Source organism: Moheibacter sp., from assembly GCF_049672845.1.
GTDB lineage: Bacteria > Bacteroidota > Bacteroidia > Flavobacteriales > Weeksellaceae > Moheibacter.
In genome coordinates this window covers 155,199-176,635 of the sequence record NZ_JBATWT010000023.1, presented here as the reverse complement: position 1 = coordinate 176,635, position 21,437 = coordinate 155,199, and the positions used below count along the sequence as shown (strand labels likewise).

The 21,437-nt window shown below is 40.3% G+C and carries 14 protein-coding genes; 6 read left to right on the top strand and 8 right to left on the bottom strand.

Annotation, left to right across the window (positions count from 1 at the left end; translation table 11 throughout):
• Positions 1-43: 43 nt before the first annotated feature.
• On the top strand, positions 44-1,156 hold the full coding sequence (lpxB, locus tag WBF63_RS08470) for a lipid-A-disaccharide synthase (protein ID WP_424369278.1): 1,113 nt from the start codon (positions 44-46) through the stop codon (positions 1,154-1,156).
• A 90-nt stretch (positions 1,157-1,246) separates the two neighbouring features.
• Here the strand turns inward: lpxB and WBF63_RS08465 are convergent, their stop codons facing one another.
• Entirely contained in the window at positions 1,247-1,663 is a 417-nt protein-coding gene (locus WBF63_RS08465; RefSeq protein WP_424369277.1) for a CBS domain-containing protein, read from the bottom strand.
• Between the two features lie 183 nt (positions 1,664-1,846).
• Between WBF63_RS08465 and porQ the strand changes: the two genes are divergently transcribed.
• Positions 1,847-2,869, top strand: a complete 1,023-nt coding sequence (gene porQ, locus WBF63_RS08460) for a type IX secretion system protein PorQ (protein WP_424369276.1) — start codon at positions 1,847-1,849, stop codon at positions 2,867-2,869.
• Positions 2,870-3,043: 174 nt separating this feature from the next.
• Entirely contained in the window at positions 3,044-3,733 is a 690-nt protein-coding gene (cmk, locus tag WBF63_RS08455) for a (d)CMP kinase (RefSeq protein ID WP_424369275.1), read from the top strand.
• 149 nt (positions 3,734-3,882) lie between these two features.
• Here cmk and WBF63_RS08450 read toward each other — a convergent pair whose 3' ends face one another.
• The 7 genes from WBF63_RS08450 to WBF63_RS08420 form a co-directional block, all read right to left on the bottom strand.
• Entirely contained in the window at positions 3,883-5,316 is a 1,434-nt protein-coding gene (locus WBF63_RS08450; RefSeq protein ID WP_424369274.1) for an alpha-amylase family glycosyl hydrolase, read from the bottom strand.
• An 85-nt stretch (positions 5,317-5,401) separates the two neighbouring features.
• Positions 5,402-7,267 carry a glycoside hydrolase family 13 protein gene (locus WBF63_RS08445; protein WP_424369273.1) on the bottom strand — a complete coding sequence of 622 codons (1,866 nt, stop codon included), beginning with the start codon at positions 7,265-7,267 and terminating at the stop codon, positions 5,402-5,404.
• A 92-nt stretch (positions 7,268-7,359) separates the two neighbouring features.
• The gene (locus WBF63_RS08440; RefSeq protein ID WP_424369272.1) at positions 7,360-9,528 is read right to left on the bottom strand and encodes a glycoside hydrolase family 97 protein; all 2,169 of its coding nucleotides are present in this window, start codon (positions 9,526-9,528) and stop codon (positions 7,360-7,362) included.
• 73 nt (positions 9,529-9,601) lie between these two features.
• Complete coding sequence (locus WBF63_RS08435; RefSeq protein ID WP_424369271.1) at positions 9,602-11,908, bottom strand: glycoside hydrolase family 65 protein; 2,307 nt, start codon at positions 11,906-11,908, stop codon at positions 9,602-9,604.
• Positions 11,909-12,014: 106 nt separating this feature from the next.
• Positions 12,015-12,674 carry a beta-phosphoglucomutase gene (gene pgmB, locus WBF63_RS08430; protein ID WP_424369270.1) on the bottom strand — a complete coding sequence of 220 codons (660 nt, stop codon included), beginning with the start codon at positions 12,672-12,674 and terminating at the stop codon, positions 12,015-12,017.
• Entirely contained in the window at positions 12,661-14,019 is a 1,359-nt protein-coding gene (locus WBF63_RS08425) for an MFS transporter (RefSeq protein ID WP_424369269.1), read from the bottom strand. The genes pgmB and WBF63_RS08425 overlap by 14 nt, the downstream gene beginning before the upstream one ends.
• A 147-nt stretch (positions 14,020-14,166) precedes the next feature.
• Positions 14,167-15,207: a LacI family DNA-binding transcriptional regulator gene (locus WBF63_RS08420; RefSeq protein ID WP_424369268.1), complete on the bottom strand. Its 1,041-nt coding sequence runs from the start codon at positions 15,205-15,207 to the stop codon at positions 14,167-14,169.
• A gap of 255 nt (positions 15,208-15,462) precedes the next feature.
• Here WBF63_RS08420 and WBF63_RS08415 point away from each other — a divergent pair, with 255 nt between their 5' ends.
• From WBF63_RS08415 to WBF63_RS08405, 3 genes are read left to right on the top strand one after another with little or no spacing between them, the layout of a single operon-like run.
• Entirely contained in the window at positions 15,463-18,417 is a 2,955-nt protein-coding gene (locus WBF63_RS08415; protein WP_424369267.1) for a SusC/RagA family TonB-linked outer membrane protein, read from the top strand.
• Between the two features lie 18 nt (positions 18,418-18,435).
• Entirely contained in the window at positions 18,436-20,058 is a 1,623-nt protein-coding gene (locus tag WBF63_RS08410; RefSeq protein WP_424369266.1) for a RagB/SusD family nutrient uptake outer membrane protein, read from the top strand.
• A gap of 17 nt (positions 20,059-20,075) precedes the next feature.
• Positions 20,076-21,395, top strand: coding sequence for a SusE domain-containing protein (locus WBF63_RS08405; protein WP_424369265.1), 1,320 nt, complete (start codon positions 20,076-20,078; stop codon positions 21,393-21,395).
• Positions 21,396-21,437: the final 42 nt, after the last annotated feature.

Sequence of the window (21,437 nt, the reverse complement as noted above, 5' to 3'; positions counted from 1 at the left end):
CTTTGTTTCGTTCAGCTTTGCGCTGATTTCTTGAGAAAATTAAATGAAATACTACATCATAGCAGGCGAAGCATCGGGCGATCTCCATGGCTCTAACCTGATGAAAGAGCTGAAAAAAAAAGATGCGCAGGCAGAGTTCCGTTTCTGGGGCGGTGATCTCATGCAGGAACAGGGAGGAACGCTTGTCAAACACTATCGGGATTTGGCTTTTATGGGCTTTGCCGAAGTGATTATGAACCTTCGTACCATTTTGGGAAACATCAAATTCTGTAAAAAAGACATTCAGGAGTTTAAACCCGATGCTGTGATTTTGATTGATTATCCGGGATTTAATTTAAGAGTGGCCGAATTCGTCAAAAGCCTTGGCATCAAGGTCTATTATTATATTTCGCCCCAAATCTGGGCTTGGAAAACCGGGCGGGTTCATACCATCAAAAAATTTGTGGATCGTATGTTTGTAATCCTTCCTTTTGAAAAGGATTTTTATGCGAAATACGATTACGAAGTCGATTTTGTGGGACATCCTTTACTCGATGCTTTGAAAGATTTGCCCGAACTTACGACTGAAAAATTCAAATCTGAAAACAACCTGGACGACCGAGAAATCATCGCCATTCTTCCGGGAAGCCGTAAGCAGGAAATCCGGGTGAAATTGCCGATTATGCTTTCAGTTGCGAAAGATTTTCCCGAATATCAGTTTGTAGTGGCGGGCGCTCCTTCGCAAGAAGAAAGTTTTTACCGCGAAATCGCAGGCAATGATTTGAAAATCGTTTTTGGAAAGACCTATGATTTATTGCGCAGCGCCGAAGCCGCTTTGGTAACATCAGGAACGGCGACTTTGGAAACGGCTTTGCTCGATACACCCGAAGTGGTTTGCTACAAAGGAAGCCGTATTTCTTATGAAATCGGAAAACGTGTAGTAAAATACATCGATTATATTTCACTTGTGAATTTAATTATGAACCGGGAAGTGGTCAAAGAATTGATTCAAAATAAATTAAATACAAAAAACCTGAAATCCGAACTTTCCAAAATTCTGAACGAACCCAAACGTTCTGAAATTCTGAATGATTACAAAGAACTGAGAGAAAATCTCGGAGGCTCGGGTGCATCGCAGCGGACGGCAGAATTGATTGTGAGGGATCTGGAAGCCTAATTATTTTTTGACTACGATCATTCTAATTAATCGAACCTCGCCGAACTAATTCGCTTCGACGAGATTCTTTACCTGATCAATTAAGGTGCTTTAATATTGCTCCAACAAATAATTAATCAAATCGGTTGTGGTTACAATTCCTACCAATTTACCGTTGTCTACAACCGGAATTGAATGGAAACTTTGTTTAGCAAGCATTTCCGCAACTTCTTTAACGGTAGCATCTGACTCAACGGAAACCGGAACTCTGGTCATCACCTGCGGAATTGTATACATATCATAAACAACCGAATCCACAGTTTCTTCGTTTTCGTTCAAATCAGCAAAACTGATTCTCAATAAATCGGAACGGCTGATTACGCCTACGATTCTCTCGCCTTCTACAACCGGAATATGACGGATGCTGTGTTTGTTAAACAATTTTTCGGCGTCATATAAAGATTGGGTAGGATTTAAGGTTACTAAATCTTTTGACATAATCTGTGTTACGGGAACTCTCTGTTTCATTTTATTTGTTTTATAATTAATAATTCGTTCTTCTTATTTTTCAATACTAAGTTCCTGAAGTTTTTACCTTAAAAGAATGACCCCCGACATTTGAAAATAGATTTGTTTTTCCTAACTTAAAAAGATTGTTACACACGAATTTTTGACAAATTCCGTTATCTACATTATTATTACTTTTGCCGAATGATAAAAAACCTCGTGTTTCTGTTTTTAATCCTAACGACTATGGCTTCTGCCCAAGACGGAACGCGTGTATACGAATTTGTCAATATCACCACTTCGCCGCGTCAGGCTGCCTTGGGAGGAAATGCACAATCGGCATGGGACAGCGACCCCAATATGTCTTATTGGAATCCGGCGCTGATGAATGAACAATCACACGGACAACTCGGGATTAATTACATAAATTACCTTGCCGATGTGAATTTCGGGACGGTTTCTGCGGTTTATCAGTACGATGACGATGAATTTTTCTCTATTCACGGACAATATGTGGATTATGGAGATTTCAGAGGTTATGATGAAAACGACAATCCTACCGGTGATTTCAGTGCCAAAGATGCGGCAATCGTAGTAGGATATGCCCGAAATCTAAGCGATTTTTTTACCGTAGGGGTAAATGCCAAGTACATCAATTCACGAATTGAAAGTTATACTTCTCACGCCATTGCAGCCGATTTAGGATTGGTTTTTCACGATATTGATTACAATACAAATGTGGCGCTTTCTGTGAGAAATATAGGAACCCAACTCCAGACTTATGCCGGCACTCAGGAGAAACTTCCTTTGCAGATAAACCTCGGCATTTCACATCGACTGGAATATGTTCCGCTGGAATTAAGTTTGACTTTGCATGACCTTCAGAAATTTGACATTTCCATGCCGTATAATGAAAACGGACAGGAAACAGGTTTTGGACGAAAGGTAATTGACCACGTTTCCATCGGGGGTGAACTTTTTCCCGGACGCGGATTCAATGTCAGACTGGGCTATAATTTCAAACGGGGAAATGAATTAAAACTGGAAGACCAAAGAACTTTTGCCGGACTTACTTACGGGTTTGGAATTCGGGTGAATTCTTTCCGTTTTGAATTTGCGCATGCCAATTATTACAAAGGTTCCAATTCCAATCACTTTGGACTGATTATCAATCTGGACCGACTTATTCAGGGCAGTAATTACTGGCGTAGTAATCCGTATTATTAAAGCCTCCCCTAGCCCCTTCAAAGGAGAGAAATTCACATCTTGTAATATTGAAATTCATCGGGATAAAATCTTTTTTCTTCTTTTCACTAAATTTGTGAACCCGAGGTTCGGACTTCTAAGTTTGATTTAAAAAATACATTTTACTTTATACATTTTACTTTATACATTTGTTCAATGCGTGATTTGATAATTGCTATCGACGGATTTTCGTCCACCGGAAAGAGTACACTCGCCAAACTTTTGGCAAAAGAACTGGGTTATGTGCACATTGACAGCGGTGCTATGTACCGGGCGCTTACGCTTTATGCGCTGGAAAACAATATGATAGAAGGTGATTTGGTGAGCGAATATGAATTGGTTCCGCAATTGGAATTTATTGATATTCATTTTGAATTCAATGCGCAAAACGGAAAAAATGAAATCTATCTCAACGGCGAAAATGTAGAGGAAAAAATCAGGGAAATGGAAGTTTCGTCCAAAGTGAGTATCATTGCCAAAATTCCCGAAATCCGGGATTTTGCAGTGCAAATGCAAAGAAAACTGGGAGAAAAGCGCGGAATTGTGATGGACGGGCGCGACATCGGAACTACGGTTTTCCCGCACGCCGATTTGAAGATTTATTTGAGCGCTTCGGCTGAAGCAAGAGCCATTCGTCGCTATGAGGAATTACTCAAAACTGAGCATCCGGCGACCTACGAAGAGGTTTTTCAAAATATTTCGGAAAGGGATCTGATGGATTCTACAAGGGAAGTTTCTCCGCTGAAAAAAGCGGCAGATGCCGTCGAAGTCGATAATGGTCATATGACACCGCAACAAACGCTGGAAACGGTTTTGCAGATTATTCGGGAACGATTTGGTTCGTGAAGGTTGACTCTTAAATTTTCCCGCAGATGGTGCAGATTTTCGCAGAGATTTTAATTTAAAACCATTGAGAAATTAAGGGAATGAAGCTTTGGGTAAACTTTGCCAAAGTCTGTGCTGAATGACGAAACTTTGGCAAAGTTATGGGGTTTTTAATCCACCAAAATCCAATATTCCCAAGCACCGAATTCTAAACTTTCTCCTTCGGCCAAACTCAAATTCTCTCCCTTCATATAATTCTCGAATTCTCCTTTAATCGGAATTGTAAATTCTTTGGGAGAATTGGAAAGATTGGCTATGAAATAGAGTTTTTCACCGTCTTTTCCTCGTTTAAATGCCAAAATATTGACGTCATCGGAAGTTTGAATTCTTTCGTAAGAAGCCTTATTCACACCGCCGTTTAAAGCCGGATGTTCATTTTTCAATTGACCTAATTTCGCATAAATCGGCCACATTTTACCTTTGGTATGCGTAAGAGAATCCTTTTCAAAAAACTTTAATCTTCGGTTGAAATCATATTCTTGCCCATTATAAATCAAAGGCATTCCGGGAAGCATATAGGTCAATGCAGCAAAGGCTTCTACCCCATCCCCCAATCGTTCGTATTCAGTACCGTTCCAGGAATTCTCATCGTGATTGGAAGTAAAATTCATCATGATGTCTTTTTTCTGATAAATTGAATCCTGCTCTTTCATCAATTGATCAAAATCCGAAACATTCTTTTTTCCCTGTGCAATTTCATTCATCAAATGATGCACCGGCCAATTATAACCCATATCAAAAACGCTTTTCAGCAATTCTGGTTTATTGGACTCCATCAACATAAACACCGGTTTTATTTCGTTCAATTTCGGATACACGTATTCCCAGAATTCCAGTTTCACATTGTCCGCCACATCGCAACGAAATCCGTCGATATGGGTTTCTTTTACCCAATAAATCATTTCATTTGCCATTGCTTCAAACAATCCTTCGGATTCATAATTCAAATGCGCAACATCTGTCCAACCCCAGGTTTCGCCGGTTTCAGGATTGAGCGGATCGGTAATTTCTCCCGCTGCATTTTTATGGTAAAATTCAGGACGCTCCTCAATCCATTTATGATCCCATCCGGTATGATTGGCCACCCAATCCAAAATCACATAGATCCCGTTTTCATGTGCCGTATCGACCAGTTTTTTGAAATCTTCAAGACTTCCATAGCCCTCGTGAACCGCTGTATAATCGGAAATCGCATAATAACTTCCCAAATATTTTTTACGCTCTTCCGGATCACTAATATCTTCAATGGATTGATCGCCGGTCGCTTTTCGTTTGGCCATCGAAATCGGCTGAACCGGCATCACCCAAAGCACTTTTACACCTAGTTTTTTCAACTCAGGAATGTCTTGGGTAAAAGCGTTGAAAGTTCCTTCGGGCGAATATTGACGGATGTTCGCTTCGTAAATGACCGCGTTTTCCATTTCTTCGGGCGAATATTCCTTCATCGCCAATTGATCCACTTCTATGGTTTTTTCTTGTTTACAAGCCACCGCAAATAAGAATAAACTCAGACTTACTATGATTAATTTTTTATTTAATTTCATTTTTTTTATTTTTTACTCCTGATACTTCTGCGAAAATCTGCGCAATCTGCGGGCAGATAATTTTCCCGCAGATAAACGCTGATTTTTATTTCAACTCCAAAATCATTGAAGCCTTTGCTTTGATTTCTAATCTATTATTCAAATCAATTTCCTTATCAGAAATGATATCTTTTCCTTTCTTAAAATTCTTAATTCCTTCTTTGAAACGTTTCATTTCCAAACTTTGATCTTTTTCTGAATTATTCAAAACCACCATCACGGTTTCTCCCGAATTTTCATCGTACCGAAAATACACATAAACATTGTCCTGTGGCACAAAATGCAAGGTTTTTCCATGGTGAATAGCCGAATTTCCTTTGCGCCAGTTCAATAGTTTCTTTGTGAAATCAAAATATTCTTTCTGCTCAGCGGTCCTTCCGGTTTCGGTAAAAGCATTTTGAGCATCTGACTTCCATCCACCCGGAAAATCACGTCGAATGTCGCCATCGCCCTTGCTCTTTTCACCTTTCATCCCGATTTCAGAACCGTAATACAATTGCGGAATCCCACGAACGGTCAAAATCAAACTCAATCCCAATTTATAATCTTCCAATTTATCATAAATCTGATTGAAACGATTGGTGTCGTGATTTTCCATAAAAACCATCAGATTATTGATGTCCGGATACAGAAAATCATTCGTGAAATTCTCATACACACGGATCATTCCACTGTCCCAGCTTTGTTCTTTTTCGTGAAAAACCATACCGATGGCATCGTGCAAAGTGAAATCCATTACCGATGGCAAATGGGAATTATAATTCTGAATCGCTGCAATCTTACTGTCCTTTTGCCAATAAGCCATTTGCGCCTGATCGTGCATCCAGACTTCGCCTACGATGTTGAAATTCGGATATTCATCCATCACGCGTTGGGTCCATTCGGCAATTCCCTCTTTGTCGTTATAAGAATAGGTATCCACTCTTAATCCGTCCAATCCGGCGTATTCAATCCACCAAATCGCATTCTGCACCATATAATTCAAAACCAAAGGATTTTTCTGGTTCATATCGGGCATCGTTGTATCAAACCAGCCGTCCATGCAGCCTTCGGCATCGGTTTGAGAAGCATTCACATCAAACTGCGTAGTCATCCGATAATTGCTTCGCTGAAATCCGTTTTGCTGACGGGCTTCTTCCGTATCCCAAATGTGGATCCAATCGCGGGTCGGTAAATCCTGAATGATCCAATGTTTGGAACCCCAATGATTGGTCACATAATCCATCACCAATTTCATGTCGCGTTTATGCATTTCGTCTGCCAATCGTTTGTAATCTTCATTGGTTCCGAAACGCGGATCGATTTTATAATAATCACTTTGGGCATAACCATGATAGGAAAAAACAGGTTCATTGTCCTCCAGCATCGGTGTCGTCCAAATCGTAGTAATTCCCAAATCGTTCAGATAATCCAAATTCTGAATAATTCCTTCAATATCGCCGCCATGTCTTCCGTTGGGATTGGAACGATCGGCTTTTTCAGCAGTATCGGGCGTATTATCATTGTTCGGATTTCCATTGGCAAAACGATCCGGCATAATCAAATAAAAAACATCGGAACTGTCAAATCCCTTTCGCTGAGCGGAATTCGGATTTCTTTGCTTGAATTCATAATCAAATTTCTGAACGATTTTCTTTCCTTTTTTAAAGTTCAACTGAACCTTGCCCGGCGGAACGCTTTTGGTGTCAATCGTTACGAATAAATAATTCGGATTTTCCACTTTTTTAACTTCCTTGATGGGAATATTTGAGGAAAATTCAGGAACCAAATCCGAAATGTTTTTTCCGTAAACCAATAATTGAAGTTCGGTGTTTTTCATGCCGCTCCACCAAAATTCCGGTTCGATTTTATCGACTTGGGCGTAAGAAAAGTTGAAAATTAATAGTAAAATTAAGATTTGTAATTTTTTCATTGTTTATTTTTTATTAAAATAATCAGCGAAAATCTGTGTAATCAGCGGGCTGAAAATTTCCCGCAGATGTCGCAGATAAACGCAGATTTTAATTATTTAATTTCTACGATACTCACCGCAAAACCACCACCCGGCGCCGAAAATAATTCCAATTCGGATTTATTGGTCACCTTCTTTTTCGAAATCACATAAGCCTGCGGATTGGTTTTATAATGCGCATCTTTTGCGTCCTGATAAATTATTGCTTCGTATTTTTTTCCTTTGTCCAAGAAATCCAGTTTGATTTTAGTCGAACGTTTTTCCAGTCCATTGGAATTCCCAATGTACCAATTCTCCGAATTTTTATCTTTTCTCGCTACCGTTACATATTTTCCCGGTTCGGCTTCCAAATATTTACTGTCCTGCCAATCCACCGGAACATCCTTTATAAACTGAAAAGCATCGGGAAAACGTTCGTAATTTTCAATCAAATCTGCGGCCATCTGAAGCGGACTGTACATCGTCAAATACAATCCCAACTGATTGGCAATCGTGAAATTCCCGTGGGAATGATTGTCAGGATTGACTTTTTCAATATGCATTTCAAAAATTCCGGGCGTATAATCCATCGGTCCGCCAATCAATCTTGTAAAAGGCAAAATCGTTGTATGATTAGGTTTGGAACCCCCAAACGCTTGAAATTCCGTTCCTCTTGCAGACTCATTTCCAATTAAATTCGGCCAAGTTCGCGCCACGCCCGTCGGACGAACCGCTTCGTGGGCATTCACCATGATTTTATATTCGGCCGCTTTTTCAATCGCATACTGATAATGATTGACAATATTTTGGCTGTAATGGTGATCCCCACGCGGAACAATATTCCCCACATAGCCGCTTTTCACAGCATTGTATCCGTGATCCACCATGAACTGATAAGCCTTGTCCATGTGGCGTTCATAATTCCGAATCGAACTCGAAGTCTCGTGGTGCATCATCAGTCTTACACCTTTCGAATGGGCATATTCATTCAACATTTTCACATCAAAATCCGGATAAGGCGTCAGGAAATCAAATACATAATCTTTGTGATTTCCAAACCAATCTTCCCAGCCTTGGTTCCAACCTTCCACCAAAACCGCATCAAATCCATGCTTGGCTGCAAAGTCGATATAATCTTTTACGTGTTCATTGTTCGCGCCATGTTTTCCGTTGGGTTTGGCTTTCGAATAATCCGTGATGCCCAATTGAATAGAAGGAAAATCATCGGTATAAGCCCAAGAACTTTTTCCGGTAATCATTTCCCACCAAACACCTACGTATTTCACGGGTTTGATCCAAGAAGTATCTTCGATTTTTGAAGGTTCATTTAAATTATAAGTCATTTTGGAAGAAAGAATATCCCGTGCATCATTGCTCGCAATAATCGTTCTCCAAGGTGTATTGAAAGGCGCTTGCACATAACCTTTGTCACCCAAAGCATCGGGTGTCAAATGAGATTCTAAAACATAATTTTTCGCATCCAGAGCCAAACTCATCGCCGGAAAATCAATCAAAGCCGCTTCGTGCAGATTGATGTAAATTCCCTCTTTGGATTTCATCATCAAAGCCGTCTGAACGCCCGGCACAGGCATCGGCGTTTGGGAGGCATTGCTTTGCATCGAACTGAAATACAATTCAGGAATTTCCGAAAGTTTGGACTCGGTATAATCGTATTCCTGTGTGTCATAATCGCCTGCAATCCACCAAGTTGTGTGATCGCCTGTCAACGCAAACTGGGTTCTTTCTTCTTTGATGACGAAATACGTCAGGTTTTTCTGTTCGGGAAATTCATATCGGAAACCCAAACCATCGTCAAACAATCGGAAACGAATGAGCATCTGTCGGTCCGTGTTTTTCTGGTTCAATTGGACCGCCATTTCGTTGTAATGGTTTCGGATTTGAGAGACTTCGCCCCAAACCGGCGTCCAAGTTTCATCGAAACTCGAATGTTTCACATCCACCACTTCAAATCCCGATTTGAAATTGGCCATTTTCATGGCTTTTTCTTTTTCAACTTCTTTCTGGGCTTCGAATTCCATTTCTTTTAAATTCGATTTGAAATCAAATCCAAGTGTACTTTTTTTGACAATTTCTTTTCCTTCGTAACTCAACTGATACGTCGGTTTTCCATCAACCGTCAGAGAAAATTCCATCGTGAAATTCCCGTTCGGAGATTTTAATTCCTGCGCACGGACGATGCCGACAGTCAAAATGAAACAAAGAATGAGATTTAATTTATTCATTTTTATGATTTTAATTGTGATCCCTATTAGGGTTTCAAACCCTAACAGGGCTTGAATTGGACTTTATTTAATTCTAAACTTTTACCAAATTTCCCGGTTCTACTTTCACCGGATTTCCATTTACCAAAATTTCAAGTTCTTCTTCGCCATCGACCGAAAAAGAATTTCCTTCATGTGAAACATGGATTGTCAATATTTTATTACGGAAAATGATTTTGAACGAATAAGATTTCCATTGCTCCGGAATCTGTGGATTGAAATGCAATTGGTCATTTTTGACACGCATTCCACCAAATCCTTCCACAATACTCATCCAAGTTCCGGCCATCGAAGTGATGTGCAGACCTTCCTCCACCTCTTTGTTGTAATCATCCAAATCCAGTCGGGAAGTTCGAAGATAAAATTCATAGGCTTGTTCCATTCGACCTAATTTCGCTGCCTGAATACTGTGAACACAAGGCGAAAGCGATGATTCATGAACCGTCAGTGGCTCATAAAAATCAAAATGTTTTTCCAATTCTTCGGTCGTGAAATGATCTTCGAAAAAATAAAACGTCTGAAGCGTATCGGCCTGTTTGATGTATGGCGAACGCAAAATCCGATCCCAGGACCATTTCTGATTTAATGGCCGCTGGGATTTATCCAATTCCGAAACCGGCGTCAAATCTTTGTCCAAAAATCCGTCTTGTTGCAAATAAACCTTATGTTCTTCCGAATAAGGAAAATACATATTTTCGGCTACCTTTTTCCATTCCGAAATCTCCGCTTTCGACAAACGAAGTTTGTTCAGAATTCTTACATAATCCGAATGGAATTCTTTTTCGATTTTATCGATATTTTCAATTGTAAATTCGATGCACCATTTCGCTATGTAATTGGTATAGAAATTATTATTGATGTTGTTTTCATATTCGTTCGGTCCCGTCACACCCAGCATTACGTATTTTCCTTTGGCTTCCGACCAATTGACTCTTTGGTGCCAAAACCGTGCAATTCCAATCAAAACTTCCAAACCTTTTTCCGGCACATAACTGAAATCGCCGGTATAACGCACATAATTGAAAATCGCAAAGGCAATCGCTCCGTTTCGGTGGATTTCTTCAAAGGTAATTTCCCATTCGTTATGGCATTCTTCACCGTTCATCGTCACCATCGGATAAAGCGCTGCACCATTTTTAAAACCTAATTTTTCAGCATTTTCAATCGCTTTTTCTAAATGATTGTATCGATACGCCAAAAGATTTCTCGCCACTTTCTGGTTTTTGGTGGACATATAAAAAGGCAAGCAATAAGCTTCGGTGTCCCAATAAGTTGAGCCGCCGTATTTCTCTCCCGTAAACCCTTTCGGACCGATGTTCAATCGGGCATCTTTGCCCAAATAAGTTTGGTTCAATTGGAAAATATTGAAACGAATTCCTTGTTGTGCCTTCACATCTCCTTCAATCGTGATGTCGGCCATTTCCCAGATTTTCGCCCAAGCCCTTTTTTGTTCTTCCAATAATTTTTCAAATCCCTTTTCAGTCGCTTGGGAAACGAGATTTTTTGCAGCCGAAATCAATTCTTCTTCGGGATGATTGGTCGATACGGTATATCCGCCGAATTTCACCATCGAAACCCATTGGTTTTCAGAAGCATTTAAAGTATAATTCAATTTGATTTTTGTACTGCTTTCTTCCTCCAACTTCGGTAAAACTTCCTGCAATTTACCGTCCAGAAAAACCGAGTTTTTCATATAGGTAACCACATTGAACCCTGTTTTAAAGGTTCTCGCCTGAACAAAACCAAAATCGGTTTCCTGTCCGGAATCCAAAGCTTCCCAGAAAATTTCTTCCCAGTTCGCATCTTGGTTTTTCACGCCGGAATCCACATAAGGATTGAAACTGATTTTGGCTGATTTATTTAAGGGACGAATTTCATAATGAATCGCACCCAATTCGTCCAAATCCAATGAAAGAAATCGTTTTATACGAACTTCAATTTGAGTTCCATTAGCAAGCTTTGCTTCAAACGAACGACTCAGCCAACCTTCTTTCATATTGAGTTCGCGACGGAAATTCCTTACTTCGATTTTATTTAAATCTAAATTCTCACCGTTGATTTCCACATCGATCCCGATCCAATTCGGCGCGTTTAATACTTTAGCGAAATATTCAGGATAACCATTTTTCCACCAGCCGACTTTGGTTTTGTCGGGATAATAAACGCCGGCGATGTAACTGCCGGGAAAGGTTTTGCCCGAATAAGTTTCTTCAAAATTGGCACGTTGCCCCATGGCTCCGTTCCCAATGCTGAAAAGACTTTCAGACGAGATCACGCGTTCCTTTTCAAATCCATCTTCGATGATCGACCATTCGTTTGGTATGATATAATTTTGATTCATTTTTTCTGATGTAAAAAGTATTATGTATAATGTAAAATTGTACTTTTTCGTTATTTAATTTTAATCAGACCTCCAAGGTTTTGAAAACCTTGGAGGTCTTTAAGCTTCAATTATTTTCTAATTTTTCAAAAAATTCAATTTCGATTTCTGTAAAGTTTTGGAAAACATAATCGGCTTCCTTCAAGACTTCCTTTTCTCCGATCCCGATGCTCAGCATCCCGGCATTATTCGCAGCCTGAATTCCCGCTATCGCATCTTCAAAAACCACGCATTCTTCCGGTTTCGAATGCGTCTGTTCCGCACCCAAAAGAAAAACTTCGGGATCGGGCTTGGCTTTGGAAACATCATTTCCATCGACAATCGCATCGAAATATTCCATCAATCCAACTTTCTCCAAAATCGGTTTGGCATTTTTACTGGCCGAACCCAAAGCGATTTTTCCATCGTTTTCTTTGATCCATTTCAAAGCATCCAAAACACCGGGAAGAATTTCTGAAGCGTCCATTTTCTCAATGTAACTCAGGTAATTCTTGTTTTTCTCATTCAGAATTCGATCAAATTCCGCATCGGATATCTTTTTATTTCCCAATTCTAGAATGATTTCTAAGGAACGAATCCGGCTGACACCTTTTAAAAGCTCATTGCTTTCTTTCGTAAATTCAATTCCCAATTGATTTGCTGAATTTTTCCATGCCAAATAATGGTATTTCGCCGTATCGACAATCACTCCGTCTAGGTCAAATATGTAAGTTCTAATTTTTCGCATTTGCCAATTCTGTTTTATCATCCACATCATAAACTTTCAACACACAAACAGCTGCCACAAGGAAGGCTACACCGCTGGTAACCAAAGCGAAAATTGGATTTCCACCATAGAGATATTTCACAATCGGACCACCAATGAGGGCGTTGATAATCTGTGGAAGGACGATGAAAAAGTTGAAAATCCCCATGTAAACACCCATTTTTCGTGCGGGAATAGATCCTGCCAAAATCGCATAAGGCATCGCTAGGATACTCGCCCAGGCAACTCCCACCGCAATCATCGAGACAATCAACATATTGGGCGATGAAACAAAATAAATAGAAATCAATCCAAGTCCTCCAATGACCAAAGCGATTGCATGCGTGGTTTTACGTCCGATTTTTTTAGCAATGAACGGAAGAAAAAAGGCAATGATTGCCGACACTCCGTTGTAAACCCCAAAGATAATTCCTACCCAGTCACCGGCTTTCTGATAAGTCGCACTGCTCGTATCAGAAAGCGGAAGCCCATAAATATGATGGGCAATCGCAGGTGTGGTAAAAACCCACATCCCAAACAATCCAAACCAGGAAAAAAACTGAACCCATGCAAGTTGCCGCATGGTTTTGGGCATTTTGGCAAAATCCGTAAAGATGTCCCAAATTCGAGCTTTCTCTTCTTCGACTACCCGATTTTCGGGTAATTCAAAAGATAGTAATTCTTCGTTTGTGTACTCTTTCGTGGTGAGAATCGTGACCATAACCGCTCCGACCAAAAAGGCTGCTCCGATGATAAATGAGAAAATCAAATGCAAGGGAACTTCGCCCGGAAGAGCTTCACTCGAAACTCCAAACCAATTGCTCAAAGCATAAGGAAGCCAAGATCCGATGACCGCTCCAATTCCAATCAAAACCGTTTGTACACTGTAGCCAAGCGTTCGCTGATCAGATGGTAAAAGATCGGCAACCAAAGCACGGAAAGGTTCCATTGCAATATTAAAGGAAGCGTCCATAATCATCAGGAAGCCTGCTCCAATCCACAAAGCGGGAAGAAGTGAAGTGAAAACTCCAGCTTGAGGCATCATAATCAAACCTACCGCTGCCAAAAGAGCACCTACTAAAAAATAAGGTTTCCTCCGTCCGAACCTCGTCCATGTTCGGTCGCTGTAATGCCCCACAATCGGTTGAACAATCAAACCCATCAAAGGAGGAATGATCCAAAACCAGGATAAACTGTGGACATCGGCACCAAAAATCTGTAAAATTCGGCTTGCGTTTGCATTTTGGAGGGCAAAACCCATTTGGATTCCCAGAAATCCAAAACTCAAATTCCAGATTTCCCAAAATCCCAACCTACGCTTTTCCATTATCGTAATTTACTGTTTAACAATACGATAAGCGCAAAGCTTATCAAAACTTATACGGGTGAGAAGTAAAAATATAAGTTTCGATTTGACAAATATAAATGAATATTTGAATCTGAATCATTTCGTGCAATTTTTTAACTTTTCTTTTTACTTTGTAGAATTGCGTTCAATTATTTCGGTTTCAATGACCAAAGTTTGGTAATTTTCTTCGGATGTGATTCCTTCTAATTTATCGATCAGGAGTTTGGCTGAAGCTTCTCCCATCTGTCGCCCGTGCTGGCTCACTGCCGTAAGACTTGGATAAGAATATTTTGGCAAATCGCCATCTGAAAAGGCAATAATCGAAATTTGATCGGGAATTTGAATGGATTTTTTCTTGAAGAAATTCGCGGCGGTGATGGTGTAAAATTCGTTTACGCCAATAAGTGCATCGACATCGGGTTGGTTTTGAATAAGTTTTTCTAATTCTTGGAAAATGAAATCTTCGATTTCATCGGAATCCAGTTCGTCTTGCACCTTGATAATCAAAGATTCATCTAAAGGCAAGTTGTTCTCTTTCAAGGCTTCTATATAACCTTTCAGGCGAAGTTTTCCCACGGAAACGAAATCTTCGGTGGAAATGAAAACAATTTTCTTGGAACCTGTTTTAATGAGTTTTTCAGTAGCTTTTTTGGCTCCTTCTACATCGTCTATGATTACTTTGTCACAATTCACTTCCGAAACTTCACGATCGAACATCACAACCGGAACTCCTTGTGAAATGGTTTCGTAAAAGTGGTGATAATCCGCTTTTTTCATCGTTTCTTTTGCTACAGAAAGTATAAATCCGTCGATGCTGCCGTTGACCAAAGTTTCCATATTCAGAACTTCTTTGTCAAAAGAATCATTTGAAACGGCGATGATGACATTGTAATTCCGTCGATTTGCCTCTTCCTCAATTCCCTGAATTACTTTGGTAAAGAAGTGATTGACTATCTGCGGAATAATGATGGCGATGGATTTTGTGGATTTATTGCGGAGATTTAAAGCAATGCTGTTGGGTTTATAATTGTATAGTTTGGCAAAAGCCTGAATTTTCTGACGGGTTTCAAGTCCGATTTCTTCATTATCCCGAAGTGCTTTGGAAACTGTTGAAACAGAAACTTCAAGTTCTTTTGCAATTTGCTTAAGTGTTACATTTTTCTTCAAATCTGAATTTTTGACTGAATTAGACTTAATTCGCTCTAAATTAGGAAAACTTATCAACACGAAAACGTTTTCGCAGTTTTTGTGTTGAGCTTACTTCTGTTCTATTTACATAATTTTAACACGAGAAGTAAAAATATAACATTTTTTCAAAAATTAATTAATATCTGAGGTATGAAATGCGCCCTGATAATTTACTGATTCTTTAATTATTAATGGCGATTTCATCTTGAAAATTAGAAACAAAAAATTAGACAGATGAAATTATTGAACAAAATTTATGTTGTTTGTTTATTGGTCATCCCGATTTGGGTAGCTGCACAAACAACGGTAACGGGTGTAGTTACAGAGGACGGCACCGGGTTTTCACTGCCCGATGTGACGGTAACAAACCAAAATACGCTTGAAGAAACTTTCACCGATCTGGATGGAAATTACAGCATTCAAGCAAGTGAAGGTGATGTACTTGTGTTTGCTCTTGATAACTTCAATGACATGCGCATCACTTATAACAATCAGTCTGCAGTGAATGTAACCATGGGCGCATCTTCTTCATTTCAGTTAAATGAAGTTGTGGTAATTGGATATGGTACAACCACTCATAAAGACGCTACGGGTTCTGTGGTTGCCGTTACTGAAAAGGATTTCAACGATGGACTTAATACAGCACCTGAACAATTACTAACCGGAAAAGTATCGGGATTGCAAATTACCACTGGTGGTGGACAACCTGGAACGGGTTCTTTGATCCGAATTCGGGGCGGTTCTTCCTTAAATGCGGTTAGTGATCCCCTTTTTGTAGTGGATGGGATTCCTATGGATAACGGTGCATCCGTTGCAGGAACTTCCAACCCCTTGAATTACATCAACCCAAGTGACATTGAGTCCATTAGTGTTTTGAAAGATGCTTCGGCTACGGCTATTTACGGTGCTCGTGCTTCCAATGGTGTAATTATCATCACAACTAAAAAAGGAAAAAAAGGAAGATCACTTGGAATTAGTTTCAATAGCTCGGTTTCACTTTCGGACCGAATCAATCAAGTGGATGTTTTATCAGCCGATCAATTCCGCCAGGTGATGACTGAGCGCGCCAATCCAGATGTTGCAGCAATGATGGGAGATGCTAATACTAACTGGCAAGATCAGATTTTCAAAAAAGCTTTGGGTTATGATAGTAATATTGGTATCAATGGAATGATTGGTAATTCTTTACCGTTCCGAGTTTCATTGGGTTATACCAACCAAGACGGAATTTTGAAAACAAGTAATTTCGAAAGAACCACCGCTTCGGTAAGTTTGACTCCGAGTTTGCTGGACGATCATTTGTCCATTGACATCAACGCCAGAGGTTCTTACGAAGAAAATCAATTTGCGGACGGTGGCGCCATTGGAGCTGCCATTCGTATGGATCCTACGCAACCGATTTATTCAGGAAATGACGACTTTGGCGGGTATTGGGAATGGCTGAACAATCAAGGCGATCCCAATCCAAATGCTACAAGAAATCCATTGGCATTGTTAATGTTAAAAGACAATCATTCCTATGTAAACCGAAGCGTTGGAAACATCAAATTTGACTATAAAATTCACGGATTTGAAGATTTGAAAGCGGTATTGAATTTAGGTTATGATTATGCGGAAGGAAAAGGTTCGGAAACGGTTCCAACTTTCGCAAGAATGAATTATGACGTAAATAATCCAGAAGAAGGAGGATTTAGTCGTCAATACAAGCAAATTAGAAGAAACCAATTGTTTGACTTCTATTTGAACTATAACAAAGACATTGCTTCCATCAGAAGTAAAGTAGATGTAACGGCAGGTTATTCATACCAAAGTTTTGATTATGATAATTATGAAATCAACCAGAACTTCATTAAATCCGATACCATCGGATTGTACCAAGACATCAACACTCGTGTTTTGATTGGATTCTTTGGAAGGTTAAACTATACATTTAACGATAAATATTTATTGACTGCAACGGTGAGAAGAGACGGATCTTCTCGTTTTTCTCCAGACACACGTTGGGGATGGTTCCCGTCAGTTGCTTTGGCTTGGAATATTGCAGAAGAAAATTTCTTAAAGGATTCCCAAACCGTTTCCAATATGAAACTACGTTTGGGTTGGGGTATAACCGGACAAGAAAATTTAGGAGGAAGTCCTTATCCTTATTTACCGATTTATTTGTCTTCGACGAATCAATACGGATACTATCCAATTGGCGGAAGTTTCATTCCAACTTTACGTCCGAATATTTACGACCCCTTGTTGAAATGGGAAGAACAGACAACTTGGAACCTCGGGTTGGATTTTGGATTCTTCAACAATCGACTTTGGGGATCAGTTGAATTTTACCACAAAGAAACAGAAGATATGTTGCAGACCATTGCAGCACCGCTTCCAAACCTTAATAATTTGATTACAACCAACATCGGCACTATGCAAAACAGAGGAGTTGAAATCAATGTTGGGGGTGACATCATCAAAACCACAGATCTGACTTGGACGGTAAACGCAAATGCTACTTACAACGAAAATGAAATTACAAAAATTTCTGGCGCTGGTGAGCGTGAGTTCTATTTGGCCGGAGATGCGATTTCAGGAGGAGTAGGAAATCAGCTACTTGTAAACATGGTAGGGGTTCCAGCTTATTCGTTCTATGTGTACGAACAAGTTTACGATGCAAATGGAAACCCGATCCAAGGAGCTTATGTGGATCAAAACGGTGACGGAATCATCAACGATTTGGATTTGCGACCTTTCCATTCAGGACGTCCGGACTGGTACCTTGGATTTAGTTCAAATCTGAACTATAAAAACTGGGATTTCGGGTTCTCGATGCGTGCAAATCTTGGAAACTATTTGTACAATAACATCGCGTCTGACGCCGGTACTTATGCAGCCATCAGAGGAACCAATGGGTATTTGGTAAACATTCAGTCCGATGCTTTGAATTCAGGATTTGAAAACAACGAATACTTCTCAGATTACTACATTCAGAATGCATCTTTCCTGAAAATGGATTATATGACATTGGGTTATACCTTCCGACAAGTATTTGGAAAAACAAATATGCGTTTCTACGGAACAGTTCAGAACGTATTTACCATTACGGATTATGAAGGATTGGATCCTGAAATCGGAAGCGGACTTGACAATAATATCTATCCGCGTCCAAGAATTTATACGTTTGGTGTAAATGTGAACTTTTAATCGCTAAATCAATTTGAAATGAAAAATATTAAAATCATATTATTATTCTTAATGTCCGGAATGCTTTTCAACTATTCCTGTCTTGACGACCTGGACGTGGATGTGGAAGACCCCGATGAAATCATCGGCGGAAATGCTTACCAGAGTTTAGCCGACTATACTTCTGGTATAGCAAAAGTGTATGCAGGTTTGGCGCTTTCAGGTCAACAAGGTCCAGCGGGACAAGGTGACATCGGAGGTATCGACGAAGGTTTCGGCCAATACTTACGAGCTTATTGGCAATTGCAACAATTACCTACCGACGAAACCAAAATCGCTTGGAACGACGGTACTTTGCAGACCTTTAACTTTCAGAATTGGTCCAGTAACAGTGAATTTATCAATGCCGGATACAGCCGTTTCCTTTACGAAGTGGAATTGGCCAATCAGTTTCTGAGAGACTCCAGCGACGACCGTTTGGATGCTGCAGGATTGACCGATGCTGAAAAAGCAGTCGTTCGTCAATATCGATTAGAAGCTAGATGGTTGAGAGCTTTGGGTTATTACCACGCTTTGGATTTGTTTGGAAGTGTTCCGTTTAAAACCGAAAACGATCCGGTAGGAGGTTATTTCCCACCGCAATATTCAAGTGCAGAATTGTTTAATTATATCGAATCTGAACTATTGGCCATCGAAAATGAAATGGTGGCACCTAAAGAAAACGACTACGGACGTGCAGACCGCGCCGCAGCTTGGGCATTATTGGCCAAAATGTATTTGAATGCAGAAGTTTATACAGGACAAGCCAAATACAATGAAACCATTACCTATTGTGAGAAAATTATGAACGCCGGATATGCTTTGGCTTCCAATTATGAAAATCTTTTCCGTGCCGATAACCACATCGGTGATGCAGCCAACGAAATCATTTTTGCCATTCCTTACGATGCTTCTTATATGCAGACTTTTGGAGGAATGACTTTCATTATCAACGCTTCCATCGGTGGAGATGCAAGCCCTTCTGAACTGGGTGTTCCCGGAGGTGGATGGGGCGGAACTCGTACCACAAAAAATCTGGTTCATTTATTTGCACCGGACGGAAACCTTGAAACTGTAACTGATACACGCGGTAAAGCTTACGGCAGCGGAAACGGAACTTTCTTCACAGAAGGACAAACTTTGGAAATGACCGATGTGACCGTTTACAAAAATGGATACGGTGTTTTCAAATTCAAAAACCTGAATGCTGACGGAACACCGGGAACCACCGGATCCAACGATGCAAGCCAGGTAAGCGTGGACTTTCCTTTGTTCCGATTGGGTGATGTGTACTTGATGTGGACCGAAGCCAAAATGAAATCCGGAGGAGCCGATGCAACTTATGTCAATTTATTGCGTCAGCGTGCCAATGCACCAAACGTTACCGCCGGACAAATCAACGACCAGTTCATTCTAGATGAAAGAGGAAGAGAACTTTATTGGGAAGCTACCCGAAGAACCGACCTGATTCGTTTCGGTCAATTCACCGGCGGAAGCTATGTTTGGCCTTGGAAAGGTCAGTCTCCGGAAGGAACTGCTACCGATCCAAAATATGACTTATATCCAATCCCTGTTTCAGATTTGGCTGCCAATCCTAATTTAACTCAAAATCCGGGTTATTAATTCTAATATTCAGAACAATGAAAATTTTTAAATACATACTAAGCTTGATCTTCATTGCAGGAACGATTTCTTCCTGTACAGACGATGATTATACAATGCTTGACGGAACCGAACAAGCACCGACGCTTACGGTTGCAGGTGATACAAATCTGGTTTTACTAAGTGAAAATTCCGATATGGAAGCGGCTTCATTCTCCTGGAACGAAGTCAATCTAAACGTGAATACGCCAGTAACTTACATTTTACAAGCTGCATTGGGCGGAACGGATTTCGCCGCACCGGCTACATTGCAAAACTCGATGGACACTTCATTTTCAATGACTGTTGCGCAGTTGAATTCAAGAGCAATCAATATGGGAATTCTGCCTGAAACACAGGGCACCATTGATATCCGTGTAATAGCTAGAATCGGAAATACCGATTCCCATGATATGATTTCGGCACCTATTACATTGACAGTTACACCTTATACAGATGTTCTTGACCTATCGACAGATTGGGGAATCGTCGGTTCCGCTACACCAAATGGATGGGACGGGCCGGATATTCCTTTTTGGCAAACCGGAACTGAAAATGTATTTGTGGCTTATGCCAATTTGATTGATGGAGAAATTAAATTCCGTGAAAACAACGAATGGGACAACAACTACGGTGGCTCAGGAGGAAATTTAGTAGCTAGTGGCGACAATATTGTGGTTACAGAAGGAAAATACAAAGTCACAATCGATTTCAACAATATGACGTATGTAATTGAAGCCTTTTCCATTGGAATAGTAGGTGATGCTGCTCCAAACGGATGGGACGGACCGGATGTTCCTTTGATTTACGATCCAACTTCTGACAAGTTCCGTGCAGTGGTTCAATTCACAGACGGTGAAATGAAATTCAGATTAAACAACGACTGGGGCGTAAATTGGGGCGATGACGGTGCAGATGGAACATTGGAAGCCGGAGGTGCAAATATTCCTGTAACTGCAGGTAAATATGTCGTTACCGTGAACGTGAATGAAATGACTTACGAAATCGAACCCATCGCAAATATCTGGGGATTGGTTGGGGATGCAACTCCCAACGGATGGGACGGACCCGATGTTCAATTGAACATAGATTACACATCTGAATATACGACCGGAGGCGTTTGGTACATCAATAATGTTTCCCTTGTTGCCGGAGAAATTAAATTCCGTGCTGACAATGATTGGGGATTGAATTATGGAGATGATGGTGCGGACGGAACCCTTGACAATGGAGGTACCAATATCGCAATACCTGCCGACGGAAATTATGACGTAGTTATGGATCTTGACAATATGACCTATTCCATAACAGCCAATTAAAGAATAACATTATCGAACGCCGCATTTGCGGACTTGAACTTA

Excerpts from the sequence above, each read along its gene's own strand:
- lpxB (WP_424369278.1), top strand. The coding sequence starts at position 44 with ATGAAATACTACATCATAGCAGGCGAAGCATCGGGCGATCTCCATGGC.
- WBF63_RS08465 (WP_424369277.1), bottom strand. The coding sequence starts at position 1,663 with ATGAAACAGAGAGTTCCCGTAACACAGATTATGTCAAAAGATTTAGTA.
- porQ (WP_424369276.1), top strand. The coding sequence starts at position 1,847 with ATGATAAAAAACCTCGTGTTTCTGTTTTTAATCCTAACGACTATGGCT.
- cmk (WP_424369275.1), top strand. The coding sequence starts at position 3,044 with ATGCGTGATTTGATAATTGCTATCGACGGATTTTCGTCCACCGGAAAG.
- WBF63_RS08450 (WP_424369274.1), bottom strand. The coding sequence starts at position 5,316 with ATGAAATTAAATAAAAAATTAATCATAGTAAGTCTGAGTTTATTCTTA.
- WBF63_RS08445 (WP_424369273.1), bottom strand. The coding sequence starts at position 7,267 with ATGAAAAAATTACAAATCTTAATTTTACTATTAATTTTCAACTTTTCT.
- WBF63_RS08440 (WP_424369272.1), bottom strand. The coding sequence starts at position 9,528 with ATGAATAAATTAAATCTCATTCTTTGTTTCATTTTGACTGTCGGCATC.
- WBF63_RS08435 (WP_424369271.1), bottom strand. The coding sequence starts at position 11,908 with ATGAATCAAAATTATATCATACCAAACGAATGGTCGATCATCGAAGAT.
- pgmB (WP_424369270.1), bottom strand. The coding sequence starts at position 12,674 with ATGCGAAAAATTAGAACTTACATATTTGACCTAGACGGAGTGATTGTC.
- WBF63_RS08425 (WP_424369269.1), bottom strand. The coding sequence starts at position 14,019 with ATGGAAAAGCGTAGGTTGGGATTTTGGGAAATCTGGAATTTGAGTTTT.
- WBF63_RS08415 (WP_424369267.1), top strand. The coding sequence starts at position 15,463 with ATGAAATTATTGAACAAAATTTATGTTGTTTGTTTATTGGTCATCCCG.
- WBF63_RS08410 (WP_424369266.1), top strand. The coding sequence starts at position 18,436 with ATGAAAAATATTAAAATCATATTATTATTCTTAATGTCCGGAATGCTT.
- WBF63_RS08405 (WP_424369265.1), top strand. The coding sequence starts at position 20,076 with ATGAAAATTTTTAAATACATACTAAGCTTGATCTTCATTGCAGGAACG.